The sequence below is a fragment of the Novosphingobium sp. FW305-C-30-35 genome (assembly GCF_058783135.1).
In genome coordinates this window covers 172,348-187,906 of record NZ_JBYSYJ010000003.1, presented here as the reverse complement: position 1 = coordinate 187,906, position 15,559 = coordinate 172,348, and the positions used below count along the sequence as shown (strand labels likewise).

General features: G+C 64.0%; 18 protein-coding genes, 2 pseudogenes and 1 other annotated feature. Of the genes and pseudogenes, 15 read left to right on the top strand and 5 right to left on the bottom strand.

What is annotated here, in order from left to right; all coding sequences use genetic code 11:
• Positions 1-189 precede the first annotated feature (189 nt).
• Complete coding sequence (locus AC3WLM_RS20380; protein WP_007683327.1) at positions 190-1,452, top strand: type II restriction enzyme NmeDI-related protein; 1,263 nt, start codon at positions 190-192, stop codon at positions 1,450-1,452.
• A gap of 121 nt (positions 1,453-1,573) precedes the next feature.
• Here AC3WLM_RS20380 and AC3WLM_RS20375 read toward each other — a convergent pair.
• Together AC3WLM_RS20375 and AC3WLM_RS20370 are read right to left on the bottom strand one after the other, a co-directional pair.
• A pseudogene (locus AC3WLM_RS20375) lies at positions 1,574-1,705 on the bottom strand (integrase); the annotation flags it as partial.
• 31 nt (positions 1,706-1,736) lie between these two features.
• Positions 1,737-2,908, bottom strand: a protein-coding gene (locus AC3WLM_RS20370) for an IS3 family transposase (RefSeq protein ID WP_156135803.1) whose coding sequence is annotated in 2 segments (ribosomal slippage) — positions 1,737-2,644 and positions 2,644-2,908 — 1,173 coding nt in all. Because the reading frame shifts where the segments join, the coding sequence is not laid out codon by codon here.
• A 116-nt stretch (positions 2,909-3,024) separates the two neighbouring features.
• Here AC3WLM_RS20370 and AC3WLM_RS20365 point away from each other — a divergent pair.
• The 6 genes from AC3WLM_RS20365 to AC3WLM_RS20340 are packed head-to-tail and all read left to right on the top strand — an operon-like array spanning position 3,025 to position 6,795.
• Positions 3,025-3,747, top strand: coding sequence for a HupE/UreJ family protein (locus tag AC3WLM_RS20365; protein WP_039335385.1), 723 nt, complete (start codon positions 3,025-3,027; stop codon positions 3,745-3,747).
• Positions 3,748-3,766: 19 nt separating this feature from the next.
• Positions 3,767-4,027, top strand: a complete 261-nt coding sequence (locus AC3WLM_RS20360) for a hypothetical protein (protein ID WP_226018253.1) — start codon at positions 3,767-3,769, stop codon at positions 4,025-4,027.
• On the top strand, positions 4,028-4,420 hold the full coding sequence (locus AC3WLM_RS20355) for a hypothetical protein (protein ID WP_236727149.1): 393 nt from the start codon (positions 4,028-4,030) through the stop codon (positions 4,418-4,420). It abuts the gene before it with no gap.
• Between the two features lie 44 nt (positions 4,421-4,464).
• On the top strand, positions 4,465-4,971 hold the full coding sequence (locus AC3WLM_RS20350; RefSeq protein ID WP_081856854.1) for a YqaA family protein: 507 nt from the start codon (positions 4,465-4,467) through the stop codon (positions 4,969-4,971).
• Positions 4,972-5,008: 37 nt separating this feature from the next.
• A complete protein-coding gene (locus tag AC3WLM_RS20345; protein WP_039335384.1) occupies positions 5,009-6,343 on the top strand; it encodes an MFS transporter in 1,335 nt (444 codons plus the stop codon).
• A gap of 5 nt (positions 6,344-6,348) precedes the next feature.
• Positions 6,349-6,795, top strand: a complete 447-nt coding sequence (locus AC3WLM_RS20340) for a hypothetical protein (RefSeq protein ID WP_492478628.1) — start codon at positions 6,349-6,351, stop codon at positions 6,793-6,795.
• 114 nt (positions 6,796-6,909) lie between these two features.
• On the opposite strand, the gene AC3WLM_RS20335 is transcribed toward AC3WLM_RS20340, so the two are convergent.
• The gene (locus AC3WLM_RS20335; protein ID WP_030541578.1) at positions 6,910-7,281 is read right to left on the bottom strand and encodes a Rossmann-fold NAD(P)-binding domain-containing protein; all 372 of its coding nucleotides are present in this window, start codon (positions 7,279-7,281) and stop codon (positions 6,910-6,912) included.
• 138 nt (positions 7,282-7,419) lie between these two features.
• Positions 7,420-7,614 (bottom strand): heavy-metal-associated domain-containing protein, encoded by a 195-nt coding sequence (locus AC3WLM_RS20330; protein WP_030541577.1) that lies wholly within the window; start codon positions 7,612-7,614, stop codon positions 7,420-7,422.
• Between the two features lie 134 nt (positions 7,615-7,748).
• Here AC3WLM_RS20330 and AC3WLM_RS20325 point away from each other — a divergent pair, with 134 nt between their 5' ends.
• The 3 genes from AC3WLM_RS20325 to AC3WLM_RS20315 all read left to right on the top strand — a co-directional run bounded on the left by AC3WLM_RS20325 (position 7,749) and on the right by AC3WLM_RS20315 (position 11,087).
• Positions 7,749-10,202: a heavy metal translocating P-type ATPase gene (locus AC3WLM_RS20325; protein ID WP_052242504.1), complete on the top strand. Its 2,454-nt coding sequence runs from the start codon at positions 7,749-7,751 to the stop codon at positions 10,200-10,202.
• Positions 10,203-10,213: 11 nt separating this feature from the next.
• The gene (gene cueR / locus AC3WLM_RS20320; protein ID WP_082013386.1) at positions 10,214-10,642 is read left to right on the top strand and encodes a Cu(I)-responsive transcriptional regulator; all 429 of its coding nucleotides are present in this window, start codon (positions 10,214-10,216) and stop codon (positions 10,640-10,642) included.
• Between the two features lie 112 nt (positions 10,643-10,754).
• Positions 10,755-11,087, top strand: coding sequence for a four-helix bundle copper-binding protein (locus AC3WLM_RS20315; RefSeq protein WP_039335527.1), 333 nt, complete (start codon positions 10,755-10,757; stop codon positions 11,085-11,087).
• A 126-nt stretch (positions 11,088-11,213) separates the two neighbouring features.
• On the opposite strand, the pseudogene AC3WLM_RS20310 reads toward AC3WLM_RS20315, so the two are convergent.
• Positions 11,214-11,600 (bottom strand): annotated as a pseudogene (locus AC3WLM_RS20310) (FTR1 family protein); the annotation flags it as partial.
• Positions 11,601-11,765: 165 nt separating this feature from the next.
• Positions 11,766-11,820, top strand: a sequence feature (sul1 is cis-regulatory element that is thought to sense ions involved in sulfur or methionine metabolism; They are found in Alphaproteobacteria).
• Positions 11,821-11,907: 87 nt separating this feature from the next.
• On the opposite strand from AC3WLM_RS20310, the gene AC3WLM_RS20305 reads away from it, so the two are divergent.
• The 5 genes from AC3WLM_RS20305 to AC3WLM_RS20285 all read left to right on the top strand — a co-directional run bounded on the left by AC3WLM_RS20305 (position 11,908) and on the right by AC3WLM_RS20285 (position 15,555).
• The gene (locus AC3WLM_RS20305; protein WP_007684580.1) at positions 11,908-13,392 is read left to right on the top strand and encodes a SulP family inorganic anion transporter; all 1,485 of its coding nucleotides are present in this window, start codon (positions 11,908-11,910) and stop codon (positions 13,390-13,392) included.
• 11 nt (positions 13,393-13,403) lie between these two features.
• The gene (locus AC3WLM_RS20300; protein WP_004213296.1) at positions 13,404-14,246 is read left to right on the top strand and encodes a universal stress protein; all 843 of its coding nucleotides are present in this window, start codon (positions 13,404-13,406) and stop codon (positions 14,244-14,246) included.
• Positions 14,247-14,400: 154 nt separating this feature from the next.
• Complete coding sequence (locus tag AC3WLM_RS20295) at positions 14,401-14,595, top strand: TraR/DksA family transcriptional regulator (RefSeq protein WP_004213295.1); 195 nt, start codon at positions 14,401-14,403, stop codon at positions 14,593-14,595.
• Positions 14,596-14,613: 18 nt separating this feature from the next.
• Positions 14,614-14,847 carry a cold-shock protein gene (locus AC3WLM_RS20290; protein ID WP_004213294.1) on the top strand — a complete coding sequence of 78 codons (234 nt, stop codon included), beginning with the start codon at positions 14,614-14,616 and terminating at the stop codon, positions 14,845-14,847.
• A 141-nt stretch (positions 14,848-14,988) separates the two neighbouring features.
• Positions 14,989-15,555: a recombinase family protein gene (locus tag AC3WLM_RS20285; protein WP_004212894.1), complete on the top strand. Its 567-nt coding sequence runs from the start codon at positions 14,989-14,991 to the stop codon at positions 15,553-15,555.
• Positions 15,556-15,559: the final 4 nt, after the last annotated feature.

Below are 15,559 nucleotides of genomic sequence, written 5' to 3'. Positions count from 1 at the left end.
ACGGTTGCGACCGGCAACGCCCAATGCCAGCGGCGTTTCCCTGCGCGATCACCGACAATTTGAGCACGCTTCGCGGATCGCACATTGAACGTGCAAGCCGCCCTTGCTCGCGATAGCCTGAACGGCAAGGAGCCCAGTTTAGATGACCCAGCCAGTATGACCTTGTTACCCGCGACACATCATGATCTCGTGAGCGAGCTTGTCCGTCGTTGGCGAGACGATCCCGGCGCCACCTATCGCTCCTGGTTTCTGTGGGACGAACGGCTGAAAAACTTCCGCTCCATCCGTCGCGGGCTGCAGCAGGTGGTCGCAGAAATCGAAAGTGGGCGGTTCGGCGTCGCCTATCGCGGCTCGTCACTGGAAACGGTTGTCCACTCGATCGCCGAACAGCGGCAGATCTTCAAGGGCGCCGACCATGCCTGGCTGTGGAAGCCCAAGCTGCGCATTCCAGACATCTACGAAAGCCCGGACAACCAGCGGGCGTTCGGTCGCCTGCTCGACAATTGCTCGTGCTGCGATACCGCCGAGGAGATCATCAGCCACATCCGCAGCATAGACGCGCTCAAGATCAAGGGGCTGGGGCCGGCGGCGGCCAACCTGCTCTATTTCCTTCACCCGACGCTGGTGCCGCCCTTCAATACCGCGATCGTCAAGGGCTACAATGCCGTCACCGGCGCCAAGGTGAAGCTCGGGTCATGGGATCATTTTCTCGCCATGCGCGCCGGCATCCTCGACCTCAACGACCGTTACCGCGAGTTGCTCTCCAACGATCTCGGCGCGATCGGCGGACTGTTGTTCGACATTGGCTCGGGCCGCTATCCCGCGCCACCGCTGGAGGATGACGCAACGGCGGCCGACGACTGGCTCGGCAGATTGGAACATGCCAGAGCGGAGGCAAGCCGGCTCGACAAGACAGCCGCCGCGCAGGGCGAAACCGATCGCACGCACGCCGAAATCCAGGCCTGGCTGCGCGACCTCGGCCATGCCCTCGGTTACGATGTGTGGATCGCCGCCAATGACCGCGGTCGACTTCACGCTGGCTGCCCGCTTGGACAGGGATGCCTCGAGCGCCTTCCAGACGCCATTGCGACCTCTCCCGGAGCGGACTCGATCCGCCTCATCGACGTGTTGTGGCTGGCGAAGGGTGGCGACGGCGTCGCCGCCGCGTTCGAGGTTGAACATTCGACCTCGATCTACTCGGGGATCGTGCGCATGCTCGATCTGGCGCTGTCGGGGAGCGATCTGCACGCTGCCGCCGGGCTATTCCTGGTCGCACCGAATGCGCGCGAGCAGGACGTTCGCGCGCAACTCCGTCGCCCGGCTTTCAGCCGTATTGCCGATCTCGACTTCGCCTATCTGCCCTATGGCGAGCTGGAGAGAAACAGGGACGCGATCGCTCGTTTTGGAACGGGATTGAAGGCCATCAAGGCGATCTCAAGCCCCCTTCCCTGAAACACGGACCATTGTGCCGCTGCTGGCAAGGGCCACCGGCCAGCTCCATAAGCTCATGCCGGTCCGATGAGGTTGCTTGGGGAGCGACGCCCTCCTGCAATCGAGTCGACCAGCGACCCCATCAGCCGATCTTCGCCATCAGCCTGCCCGCTGCGCCCTGCTCTGCAGCAAGGTTGCGATTATAGGCGAGTGGCATTCGCGGTGACTTCCACCGCAATGCATCCATGATCCCAGCCAGATCCTCTCCGCTTGAGCAGCCCCCACCGGGTGGTCCGGGTTGATAGTTAGTGCATTGTCGTCTCCGCCGCCATTGCCGGTCGGAGGTGGAGCGAAGCGGAACCGGAGGCCGGCAATGGCGGTGTTGCCGCTTCCGGAGCCGGTGGTCGGTAGCCAAGGCTGCTGTGCGGCCGGACGGTGTTGTAGTGACGCCGCCATGCCTCGATCAGCACCCTGGCCTCGGCGAGGCTGTAGAAAATCTCGCCGTTCAGCAGTTCGTCGCGCAGCGAGCCGTTGAAGCTCTCGTTGTAGCCGTTCTCCCATGGCGAGCCCGGCGCGATGTAGAGCGTCTTCACGCCGATCTGCCCGAGCCAGGTTTGGACGGCGGTGGCGATGAACTCGCTGCCGTTGTCGGATCTGATATGCGCTGGCGGACCACGCTCGATGAACAACTCGGCCAGCGCTGCCAGCACGTCTTCGTGGCGGAGCTGGCGCGCGACGACCAGCGCCAGGCACTCGCGGCTGGCCTCGTCGATGATGGTCAGGATGCGGAACTTGCGTCCGTCATGGGTTCGTTCCTCGACGAAGTCGTAGGCCCATACATGCCCCGGATACTCCGGCCGCAGCCGGATGCATGAGCCATCGTTCAACCACAGCCGGCCGCGTTTCGGTTGGCGCTGAGGCACCTTGAGCCCCTCGCGCCGCCAGATCCGCTCGACCCGCTTATGGTTCACCGACCAGCCGGACGCATGCAGCAATGCTGTCACCCGGCGATAGCCATAGCGCCCATACTGCTTGGCCAGCGCGACGATGTCGTCGGTCAGCGCCTCCTCGTCATCTGCCCCGCATGGCACCTTGCGTTGCGTCGACCGGTGCTGGCCGAGCACGCGGCACACTCGCCGCTCGGATACATCCAGCACCTCCCGGACCTGGTCGATGCAGCGCCGACGCCGTGCGGGGCTCAGAAGTTTCCCTTGGCGGCCTCCTGAAGGATGAGCTTATCCAGCGTCAGATCGGAGATCGCGCGGCGCAGCCGCAGATTCTCCTTCTCCAGGTCCTTCATCCGCCGCACCTGATCCGTTTCCAGGCCGCCATATTCCTTGCGCCAGCGATAGTAGGTCTGTTCGCTGACCGCGATCCGCCGGCACGCCTCGGCAGTCGTGCCGCCCTGGCCCAGCATAATCTCCACCTCACGCAGCTTGCCGATGATCTCCTCCGGCTTGTGCTTCTTCGCAGGCATACGTCGTCCCTTCCTTGGTCCAGACTCTCATAGTCAATGGACCACTCAGAAGGGGGCAGCTCACCGCTCCCGCCTGCGCCCGGCGGCGCGCGAGAGACCGGCCAAGGAGTTCTCCGATGAGCTTATACGCAACCCTTACCCAGCATATCTCACGAAGCAGGCTGATGATCGCCCTCGGGCTGCTTGCTTTTTCCTTCTGCCTCAGGGTCGAGGCGTTCGCCCACAATGTCGCGGAAGGCGACAAGGGCTATATCCAGGAAAGCAGCGGCGTCCTGTTTCTCCCGTTCGTGTATCTGGGCGCCAAGCACATGGTCACGGGCTACGACCATCTGCTGTTCCTGTTCGGCGTGATCTTCTTCCTCTACCGGATGAAGGACATCGGTCTTTACGTGACGCTGTTCGCGGTCGGCCATTCGACGACCATGCTGTTCGGCGTGCTGATGGGGATCAGCGCCAACGCCTATCTCATCGACGCAATCATCGGCCTGTCGGTTGTCTATAAGGCGCTCGACAATCTTGGCGCGTTCCAGCGCTGGTTCGGCTTCCAACCCAATACCAAGGTCGCGACGCTGGTGTTCGGCTTCTTCCACGGGTTCGGCCTGGCGACAAAGATTCTTGAGTTCGAGATTTCAAGTGACGGCCTGCTCGCCAACCTGATCGCCTTCAATATCGGCGTCGAGATCGGGCAACTTCTCGCGCTCGGCGCCATCCTGATCCTGATGGGCTACTGGCGCCGGACCTCAAGTTTCATGCGCCACGCCTTCGCCGCCAACACCATCCTGATGGCCGCCGGCTTCGTGCTGGTCGGCTACCAGCTCGTCGGCTTTGCCGTCGCCTGATTTCAAGGAGGTTTCGACCATGTTCAACGCCCAACGTCCCAATCTCGACGACCTGCCCACCAATCGGCAATTGATCCGGGCGACACTCGTTGCCGCCATCTCCGCCAGCGCCCTTCTCGTCGCGGTCATTCTGCCCTCGGAATATGGTGTCGATCCCACCGGAGCCGGCCGCGCGCTGGGCCTTACCCAGATGGGCGAAATCAAAGTCCAGCTGGCTGAAGAAACAGCACAGAACGCCGCCGCCGATGCAGTGGCGGCGCAGGCGCCAGCCCTCGCATAGGTGGAGCAGGCTGCAGGCGGCAGCGTGCAACCGGTAGCCGCGCCCCCGAAGGTGCCCCTCGCGAGCGAAGCCGATGGGCGCACCGACACGACGCGCCTGACACTTGCGCCAGGCGAAGGCGCGGAGGTCAAGTTCAAGGCCAGTAAGGGCGCCCGTGTCGTCTTCAAGTGGTCGGTAGAGGGCGGCCACGTCAATTACGACACCCACGCGGACGCTCCGGGCATCTCCTATCATGGTTATGGCAAGGGCCAAGCGTCGACCGGCGAGCAAGGCGATCTCGTCGCCGCATTCGACGGCAGCCACGGCTGGTTCTGGCGCAACCGTTCGGGTGCCCCGGTGACGATCATGCTACGCACCGAGGGCGCCTATAGTGAGATCAAGCGGGTTGTCTGACATCGCTGCATCTCGTCCGATCGAATCCCGCCGTGCGAGCCCTCATGAACAGCGCGGTGGGATCGTCGGCGTCATGCGTTTTACCGGAGAGTTTTCAGCTGCCGGACATCGATCTTCTCGCGCTGGGTTATCCTGGCCTGTTTCTGGCTGCGCTGGTTGCTGCAACCCTGCTGCCGGCACAATCCGAACTGCTGCTGCTCGCCATGCTGGCTTCCGGAAGGTTCGAGCCGGTCCCGCTGCTCCTGGCCGCGTCGGTGGGCAATGTGCTGGGCTCAACACTCAACTGGGCGCTTGGCCGCTTTCTCGCGCATCATCGCGGCGCCCGCTGGTTCCCGGTCTCGGAGACCGCAATGGCGAAAGCGGAAAGGCGCTATCGCCGGTTCGGCGCGCTTTCCCTGCTGTTCTCATGGCTGCCCATCATCGGCGATCCCCTGACGCTTATCGCCGGCGTCTTGCGCACGCCGCTTTCCCGCTTCCTCCTGCTGGTCACGATCGCCAAATCCGGACGCTATCTAGTGCTGATGGTGGCGCATGGTTATCTGACCGCATGAGGCTGCAGACCAGTCTCACGGGCCCAACGAGGTAGCCATGCTCAAAATATTGGCCAACCGAACCTATCGCCATCTGTTCTTGGCCCAGATCATCGCGCTGATCGGCACCGGCCTCGCTACCGTCGCGTTGGGCCTGCTCGCCTATGACGTCGCTGGTGCTGACGCGGGTGCCGTGCTGGGCACAGCGATGGCGATCAAGATGATCGCTTATATCGGTGTGGCCCCGATTGTCGGCGCCTATGCAAACCGATTGCCGCGCCGTAGTTTCCTCATCGCGATGGACCTGATCCGTTGCCTGGTCGCGCTCGCGCTGCCCTTCATCGATCAGGTGTGGCAAATCTACGTACTGATCTTCGTGCTGCAATCGGCTTCGGCAGGGTTCACGCCGACCTTCCAGGCGACCATCCCTGACGTGCTGCCCGAGGAACAGGACTATACTAAGGCGCTGTCCCTCTCTCGCCTCGCCTATGACATGGAAAGCCTGACAAGCCCGATGCTCGCTGCCGCGCTGCTTACGGTTATGAGCTTCCACTGGCTGTTCTCAGGCACTGCAATCGGTTTTGCCTGTTCGGCCCTTCTTGTGTTGACGACCGTGCTTCCGCGGGCCGCTGCCAGCCGGCCGACGGGCGGCATCTATTATAATACCACGCGCGGCGCCCGGCTTTACCTCAAAACGCCTCGGCTTCGTGGCCTGCTCGCCGTGACTCTTGCAGCCGCCGCGGCCAGTGCGATGGTGATTGTTAATACGCCAGTGCTGGTACAGTCGGCCCTTGGGCGTGGACAGAGCGCGATGGCGATCACGCTCGCCGCTTTCGGTGGCGGCTCGATGCTGGCGGCGCTGTTGCTGCCGCGTTTGCTTGAACGGCTCTCCGATCGGACAGTGATGCTGTCGGCCGCTTCGGCTATGACGGTCACGCTGGCGGCGCTCGCCTTGTCTTGGCAGGACCACGCCGCCCCCCATTATTGGGGCGTGATCCTCGTGGGCTGGTTAGCACTTGGCATTGCCTATTCGGCCAGCATTACGCCTGGTGGCCGGCTGCTACGCCGCTCTTCGGGCGGGCAGGATCGGCCCGCCCTGTTTGCAGCGCAATTCGCGCTTAGCCATGTGTGCTGGCTAATTGCCTATCCACTGGCAGGTCAGATCGGCGCATTCGGCGGCATGGGCGCCGCGTTCGCTGCGGCCGCTGTGCTGGCGCTAATCGGCACGGTGATTGCGTTCCGCATCTGGCCCAGTGAAGACGCCGAAGTGGTAGCACACAGGCATGACGATCTGCCACTCGATCATCCCCATCTTCTCGAAGGGCATCCGGGCGGTCGCGCCCGCCACGCGTTCGTGATCGACGAGCTGCATCCACGCTGGCCGATCCAGTAGCGGCAGTGAGTGTGAAAGCGAGCGGTGACGATCGCGGGCAGCGTGTCGCGGAGACTGTGTTTCGGCTACCATCCGAGCAGCGAACGCGCGCGGGAGATATCGAGGATATAGTGGTCGTTGCTGCTGTCGATCATCCAGGGCTGGATGAAGTCGTCGCTGCCGAGCGCTTCGTTCTGCAGGATGATCCCGGCCTTCGCGAGCGGCTACGGAATCCGGATAGTCTTCCGGACCTCGCCGTCGAGCGCCTCGCCCACGATGTCCTGGATCTCGGCATAGCCGGGCGCGCCGATGAGCAGCGGCAGCTCGGCCGAAAGGTCGTGCCGCCGATCGACCAGGCGAAGCACGGCATCGGCCAAGTCGTCGCGGTGCGCCGATGCCGCACGCAGCATCCCGTGATAAAAGTGCGAGATCACGCGATGCTCGTAGATCTGGGATATCTGCTGCGCGAGTAACGCCGAGCGCCCGTCGCCGTCGTAAACTCCGGCGGCGGGGAGGAAGACGACGGGAATCTTACCGCGCCTCGCGTGCAGCAGTGCTTCGGCAACAACTTTCGACTGTGGATACGCCTAGGACGCACCGATTGGCGACTCCTCGCTGATGCGCTCTTCCGGAGTGGCGGCAGGCTTATGAACCAGCATTGTGCTGGCGAAGACGAATTGCTCGACGTCGAACGACCGGAGCCCGTCAATCAGCCGGCGGGTGTCGTGCACGGTGGCCTTGTCGTAGAGCGGATTGGGGTTGCCCGTGATGTCATAGCCGATTGCCGACGCGGGCGGCCGCGGGTCTGGAGGACCGACACGATCCAGGCCGACAACCGTGTAGCGTTCCCTCGGCTGGGCAACTAGCGCGGCGGCTGTAAAGCCGCTCGCACCTGTGATGAGGACGACTTCGAGGGCGTCCTTGTCGCTCCCTGACCCACTGCGCTCACCGTCGGTCATCAATCTGCCACCCTCATTCATTGTGCTGCGGAACGCATACAGTCCCCCTGTACTTATGATCGCGAGGCGGGCGCGTGCGGATCACCGCACAATTGTTTTACGCGCCCGCCCCGCAAATCCCTTAGGCAAAATGGGGCTTTATTGCGTCACCGCGAAGCCGGCTTTCTCGATGGCCTGCTTGAGCTGCTGTACATCGGCCGTCGAGTTTACCGAAACGGTCTTTCTCGCCAAATCGATGTTGACGACGGCATTGGCATCGACGCGCTGAAGCGCGTTGGTCACACCGCGCGCACAGCCTCCGCAGGTCATTCCCTGAACTTTGAAGTCGATCATCTTCGTTCTCCCATAAGGTGGATGAAACAAATATGGGGCTTGACACTGTGTCAGGGTCAAGAGGTGAATTTAGCTGTTGACCTTGACACAATGTGAGGGACCATAAGGCCGTCGACTCAGTAGTGGAGACGACCATGAACGCCCGGGCGCAGCTGCCAATGCAGGCACAGACGAGAAGCGACGAAAGGCTGTCGCTGGCCATCGATGGCATGACCTGCGCGACGTGCGTCGGGCGGGTGGAGCGCGCCATCGCCGGGGTGCAGGGCGTTGCCGGCGTCTCGGTCAATCTCGCGACGGAGCGCGCGAATGTCGAGTTCGTCGATGGACGATCCGATGTCGCTGCCGTAGCCGATGCGGTTCTTGCGGCGGGCTACACCCCGGTGACACAGACGACCGAGCTGACGATCACCGGCATGACCTGCGCGTCCTGCGTCACCCGGGTCGAGAAGGCGCTGCTGAAAGTGCCCGGCGTCCGCTCCGCGAGTGTCAACCTGGCGGCCGAGACGGCGCGGATCGAAACGGCGGGTGACGTCCCCGCTTATGTCTTGGTCGAGGCTGTCGAAAGTGCTGGCTACACTGCATCAGCGCGCACCGGATCGGCGGAGGCGGAACGCGGCGCCGAGGACGCCCGGCGCGACGCCGCCGCAACAAGAGAGCTCCGCCATGTGCTGATCGCCGCGGCGCTGTCGCTGCCGCTTGTCTTTCCGATGCTGCTGGCCCCGTTCGGTATCGAGGTGGCCGTGCCGGGCTGGATCCAGCTGCTGCTCGCGACGCCCGTGCAGTTCTGGCTGGGCGCGCGCTTCTATCGCGCGGGTTGGAAGGCCGCGCGCGCCCGAACCGGCAATATGGACCTGCTGGTCGCGATCGGCACATCGGCCGCCTATGGGCTCAGCCTCTACCAGCTGCTGTTCGCGCCGATGCACGGCATGGACGCGCATTATTACTTCGAGGCTTCGGCCGTCGTCATCACCCTTATCCTGCTCGGCAAATGGCTCGAAGGCCGCGCCAAGCGTCAGACCGGAGAGGCGATCCGCGCGCTGATGGCGCTGCGGCCCGACCAGGCTCGCGTTGTCGGCACCGACGGCAGCGAACGAGAGATTGCCCTGGCGGAGGTGCGCTCGGGTGACCGCGTCCGCGTCCGGCCCGGGGAGCGCATCCCCGTCGATGGACGACTGATCGAGGGAGCGACCCATGTCGATGAATCCATGCTCACCGGAGAGAGCCTTCCGGTCGCCAAGGCCGCTGGAGACCCAGTGACCGGCGGATCGATCAACGCGGACGGGCTCATCCTGGTCGAGACGACGGCGGTGGGGGCTGAGACCACCCTCGCCCGCATCGTGCGCCTGGTCGAAAGCGCGCAAGGCGCCAAGGCTCCGATCCAGCGGCTCGTCGACAAAGTCAGTGCCGTGTTCGTGCCAATCGTCCTCGTCATAGCCGCGCTTACCCTCGCCGGATGGCTGATCGCCGGCGCCGGAGTGGAAGTCGCGATCCTGAACGCGGTCGCGGTGCTCGTCATCGCCTGCCCGTGCGCGCTCGGCCTAGCCACTCCGACCGCGATCATGGCCGGTACGGGCGTTGCCGCGCGGGCCGGCGTGCTCATCAAGGATGCCGAGGCGCTGGAGACCGCGCACCGCATCAATGTCGTTGCGTTCGACAAGACCGGCACGCTGACCGAAGGCAAGCCCTCGCTGCTGGCCGGACTGCCCGCCGCCGGGGTCGAGCGCACCGATCTCATCGCGCTCGCCGCGGCGCTTCAGGCCGGAAGCGAGCATCCGCTCGCACGGGCCGTCATGGCGTGGGCCAGCTCGGAAGGCGTCGAACCCGCCCGCGCCAGCGGGATGCGCGGCCTGCCCGGCCGCGGGGTTGCTGCAGACGTCAACGGCCGCGACCTGATCCTCGGCAGCACGCGCTTGATGGAGGACGAAGCTATCGCACTGACGCCGCTGGCCACCGAGGCGGCCAGGCTGGAAGCCGAGGGACGGACGGTCTCCTGGGTTGCGGAGCGCGCGCCCGAACGCCGCCTCCTCGGCCTGCTGGCGTTCGGCGACGAGGTGAAGGCTTCCGCCGCGGCCGCCGTGGCGGCGCTGCATGGCCGCGGCATACGCAGCGTGATGCTGACCGGAGACAATGCGGGAAGCGCCCGCGCAGCCGCAGCCAAGCTCGGCATCGACGACTTCGTCGCCAATGTCCTGCCGGAAGGAAAGTCGGATGCGGTAGCGGCGTTGCGGGCCGAGGACCGCACGGTCGCCATGGTCGGCGACGGCGTCAACGATGCCCCTGCCCTCGCTGCAGCGGATGTCGGCATCGCCATGTCGACTGGCACTGACGTCGCCATGCACGCAGCGGGCATCACGCTGATGCGGGGCGATCCACGCCTGGTGGCGGACGCGATCGACATCTCGAAGCGGACCTATGCCAAGATCCGCCAAGGCTTGTTCTGGGCGTTCATCTACAATCTGATCGGCATTCCGCTGGCGGCGTTCGGTTATCTAAGCCCGGTGATCGCCGGCGCGGCGATGGCGCTGTCGAGCGTCAGCGTCGCTGCCAATGCGCTGACGCTTCGCCGTTGGCGTCCGACAGCGGCTTGAGGAGACAATACGTGAATATAGGACAAGCTGCCAAAGCTTCGGGCGTCAGCCAGCGGATGATCCGCCATTATGAGGCGATCGGCCTCATCCCCAAGGCCACGCGGCGTGATTCCGGCTACCGCGACTATGACGAACGCGAGGTGCACATGCTGCGTTTCATCCGACGCGCGCGCGATCTCGGCTTCCCAATTTCGGAGATCGGCCAGCTCGTTGCGCTGTGGCAGGACGGCGATCGGGCGAGTGGTGAGGTCAAGGCCCTCGCGCTTGCACGAGCCGCGGAGATGGAGCGCAAGGAGCACGAGCTCCGAGCGATGCGCAAGTCGCTCGAAGATCTGGCGCGTCGCTGCGCGGGCGGAGATCGGCCAGATTGCCCTATCCTGGACGATCTTGCGGTCGGAGTTCAACATGTTACTCTCCGTTGTGCGCAAGAAAAGGGTTGACCTTGGACGATGGTCCGAGCCGTAAGGACGGTGAAGTCCAAACCGCGGCGAGGGATAGCGCCAAGTACCGCGTATCTATGAGGGGAGCGGGGCGCATATGGAAGGAAAGACAATGCATCAGATCGATCCCGAGATGAAGGCGTGCATCGACGCCTGCCACGAATGCCACATCACCTGCCTTCACATGGCGATGAATCACTGCCTGGAGGCGGGAGGGCGGCACGCCGAGCCGCAGCACATGAAGCTGATGCTGGACTGTGCCCAGATTTGCAGCGTGGCGATCGACTTCATGGCGCGCAAGTCCGAACACCACCGGCATATCTGCCGCGAGTGCGCCGAGATTTGCCGGGCGTGCGCGTCGAGCTGCGAAGGGCTGGACGGCATGGAGGATTGCGTCGCCGCATGTCGCAAGTGCGCCGAGGCTTGCGACAAGATGGCCGCGTAAATGGCCCGAGGGCGGCGCTTTCCCCGCCGCCCTCCCGTTACATTGCGAGCCAAGGCGCGTGAGACGGTGCGATGCACGGTCAGGGTTGCGGCAACGCTTTAGAGAGGGGCGTTGTCTGCCCTGCCGCTAGTAGGCTAGCGGCCCGCCCGCCCGCGGCTTGGCGCGGCGGTTCCAGGCAAACCCGATCACGATCACGGCAAGCATCAGGAGTTGTGCCAGCACCGACTGAAATGTCGGGAACAGGCCCAACATCGAGATACGTGGCACGCTGGCGAGCGGCGCTATGTCGATGATCCCCGCCTCTTGGAGGGCAGCGACTCCCTTACCGGCCAGCACGACCGTCAGAGCGGCCATCAGCCACGAGCTGTAGCGGAAGAACTGCGTAATCGGCAGCGTCCGGCTGTAGCGGAGCATGGCCCAGGCGATGACGGCGAGAAGGCTGATCGCTGCGCCGGCGCCGGCCAGCAGCATCGCGGTGTTACCCTGTGTCGAGAGCGCGGCGTAGAAAAGGATCGGGGCTGTTGAAAAATGCGCCGCTCGCGGCCGGGTACGGTTGAGGGCGGAATGACACCCTAAGGTTTTGCGATCCCGTCTCGCATGGGATGGTATTATGGGAATGCAGGCTGCTGATGTTCGCAGTTGCAATATGGTCCGATCAGTGACTATCTAGAGGCCTTCGACGGACCCGGATTGATTCGGGTGGCTCGGCCCGGCGCCTATCCCCGGGATAACCTTAGCGAATTTGGGCCTCGCTTCCGAGTATCGTTGATTGAACGCGTCTGACGGCGTGCGCCCCTCGCTATTGCGATCAGGTTTCTACATGACATTTGCTACTTCGCTTCGACGCGAATGGCTCTCGAACCCGCGCGCCGACGTGCTTGCGGGTATCGTCGTCGCGCTCGCGCTGATCCCGGAGGCCATCGGCTTCTCGATCATTGCCGGCGTCGATCCAAGCGTCGGGCTGTTTGCCTCCTTCTCCATCGCCGTCATCATCTCGCTCGTGGGCGGACGCCCCGGCATGATTTCGGCCGCAACCGCCGCCATTGCGGTTCTTGTCCTGCCGCTGATCCGCGATCACGGCGTCCAGTACCTCTTTGCCGCCACCATCCTCATGGGACTGATCCAGGGCGTCGCCGGCTTCCTGAAGCTCGACCTGCTGATGCAGTATGTGTCACGCTCGGTCATCACCGGCTTCGTCAACGCGCTCGCGATCCTAATCTTCATCGCGCAGCTTCCCCAGCTAACGAACGTCGGGTGGGAAACCTACGCGATGGTCGCGGCGGGCCTGGCGATCATCTACCTGTTCCCGCGTCTGACCAAGGCGATCCCGTCGCCGCTGGTCGCGATCGTGATCCTGACGATCGTCTCGATCTATGCCGGCATCAAGGTCAACACGGTGGGCGATATGGGCAAGCTGCCCTCGTCGCTGCCAGCGTTCGGCATCCCACAGGTGCCGTTCACGCTGGAAACGCTGCGCATCATTTTCCCCTATTCGCTGACGATGGCGGCGGTTGGCCTGCTGGAATCGATGATGACCGCGCAGATCGTCGATGATCTGACCGACACGCCATCGAACAAGCGCCGCGAGATGAAGGGGCAGGGTATCGCCAATTTTCTGACCGGCTTCCTCGGCGGGATGGGCGGCTGCGCCATGATCGGGCAGTCGGTCATCAACGTGAAGTCGGGCGGCTCCACCCGCCTTTCCACCTTTGTGTCGGGCGCGTTCCTGCTGTTCCTGATCGTCGTACTGGGGCCGCTGGTCGCCCGCATTCCGATGCCGGCGCTGGTCGCGGTGATGATTATGGTGTCGATCGGCACCTTCTCCTGGGGATCGATCAGGAACCTCAAGAGCCATCCGTGGCAGTCGTCGGTTGTCATGCTGGTGACGGTGCTGGTTGTCGTCTCGACGCACGATCTGGCGCAAGGCGTGGTCGCAGGCGTGATCCTGTCCGGTCTGTTCTTCGCCAGCAAGGTCAAGCGCCTGTTCGACGTGGCATCCGAGCTGAGCGCGGATGGCAGGACGCGGACCTACCGCGTCTCGGGTCAGGTGTTCTTCGCCTCGTCCGAGCGGTTCGCCGACGCCTTCGACTTCAAGGAGGTGCTGGACAATGTGGTCATCGACCTGACCGCCGCGCACTTCTGGGACATTTCGGCGGTGGGGAGCCTCGACAAGGCGATCCTCAAGTTCCGCCGCGAAGGCACCCATGTCGAGGTCATCGGCCTCAATCAGGCGAGCGCGACGATGGTCGATCGCTTCGCCGTCCATGACAAGCCCGGCGCCGAAGCAGCGCTCGGCGCCCACTGAGGAGAGGGCTTATGAACCGCATATTGGCCTGTATCGACGCATCCACCTACGCGACCAGCGTCGTCGATCTGGCGGCCTGGGCCGCTACCCGGCTCGGGGCCGATGTCGAGCTGCTGCACGTCGTCCAGCGCAAGGATGCCGTGGCATCGCGCAACGATCATAGCGGCGCGATCGGCCTCGGTGTCAAAAGCGAGCTGCTGGAAGAGCTGACCCGCATCGAGGAAGCGGCGGGGCGTCTTGCCATCGAGGAAGGGCGCATCCTGCTGGACGCAGGCGGCACTCGCTTGAAGGAGCAGGGCATCACGGTCGCGTCGATGCACCTGCATGGAGGGATCGTGGAGACGATCGTCGAGCGTGAAGCCGATGCTGCATTGGTCATCATCGGCAAGCGCGGCGCGTCGGGCGAGTTCGCGACCGACCATATCGGCTCCAAGGTCGAACGGGTCGTGCGTGCCAGCGACAAGCCGGTGCTGATCGCCTCACGCGAAGCCAAGGCACCTGACGCGGTGGTGATCGCCTTCGACAACAGCCCCGCCGCCTGCCGCGCTGTCCGTCATGTCGCTACCTCGCCGCTGTTCGGTGGTTTGCCAGTACACCTCGTCATGGCGGGGCCGGATGATGGCAAACACCGCGACCAGCTCGGCGCAGCGGCAGCAACGCTGCCCGCCTGTTCCGAAACCGTCCTGCGTGACGGCAAGGTCGATGCGGTGATCGGCGATCATATGGCGGCGCATCCCGGCGCGATGCTGGTGATGGGTGCCTATGGACACTCGCCGCTTCGCACCCTGATCGTCGGCAGCACGACGACAACGATGATCCGCACCGTTCGCGCCCCGGTACTGTTGGTACGCTGACATAGCCGGGGACGCGCCGGACCTTGATGCGCGGCGTCGGCAACTGCTGGCGCTTCGCGATCAGCTCGTCGCCGATGATGCGGCGGCCGAGGAAACGCGCGCCCCGGTCACGCTCGATCAGGAAAGCGTCGGCCGCCTGTCGCGGATCGACGCCATGCAGGTGCAGGCAATGGCACTGGCGGCGCAGCGGCACCGGCAAGCCGAATGTAGCCGCATCGACGCCGCACTGATGCGGATCGACAGCGGCGATTATGGCTGGTGCGTCCGCTGTGGTGAGGAAATCGAGGCCAAGCGCCTCGATCGTGCGCCCGCGACGACGATGTGCCTCGCCTGCGCCAAGGAGGGCTAGGCCCGAAAGGAAGGCATCATGCCGACCGGAACGATCAAATACCTCGACCGTGGTGGGGCCTGGGGCTTCATCTCTCGTGACGACAAGCAGCCCAAGGTCTTTGTCCACGTCCGAGCGGCGGAGCGCGCCGGGTTCACTGAGCTACGGCGCGGGCAGCGATGGCGCTTCACGCTCGTCGAGCGCCCCAAGGGCGGGTTTGAGGCCGATGATCTGGAAATGCTGTTCGACGAACCGCCCCCGCCCGGACGATAAGCAGTTTCCCAAAAACGAACCTCCAACGGGAAGACCGGCACCGGCACAAAAACACGCCCTATCCCCGCTGGGGCTTTCCCAAAATATGTTCCCGAAATATAAGTCCCGAAATTCGCTGTTTGAGATGGGATAACGGGACTCATGCTGGTTGGTTATGCGCGTGTCTCGACTTCCGATCAGGACCTGACGCTACAAACCGATGCGCTGACCAAGGCTGGCTGTGAAAAGCTGTTCACCGACAAGGTGAGCGGCGCGAAGCTGAACCGTCCCGGCCTGACCGAAGCTCTCAATTTCGTGCGGGCGGGCGATACGCTGGTGATATGGAAGCTCGATCGCCTTGGCCGTTCGATTGGGGGCCTGATCGAACTGGCGGCGGACCTGTCCGCTCGCAAGATTGATTTCCGATCCCTGACGGACGGGTTCGACACGGCCACCCCATCGGGCCGGCTGCTGTTCCATATCCTCGCTTCCGTCGCGGAGATGGAGCGAGAACTGATAAAGGAACGGACGATTGCTGGTTTGGCAGCGGCACGGGCCAAGGGCGGCACGGGCGGGGGCCGCAAGTCCGTCATGACGCCCGACATGCTCGATACCGCCCGCAAGCTGCTCAAGGCCGGCGATAAACCAGCGAAGGTCGCGAAGCTGCTACAGGTCGGCCGTTCCACCTTCTATCGCCACTTCCCTGCGGCCGAGCGCGAACCTGGCTAATTGG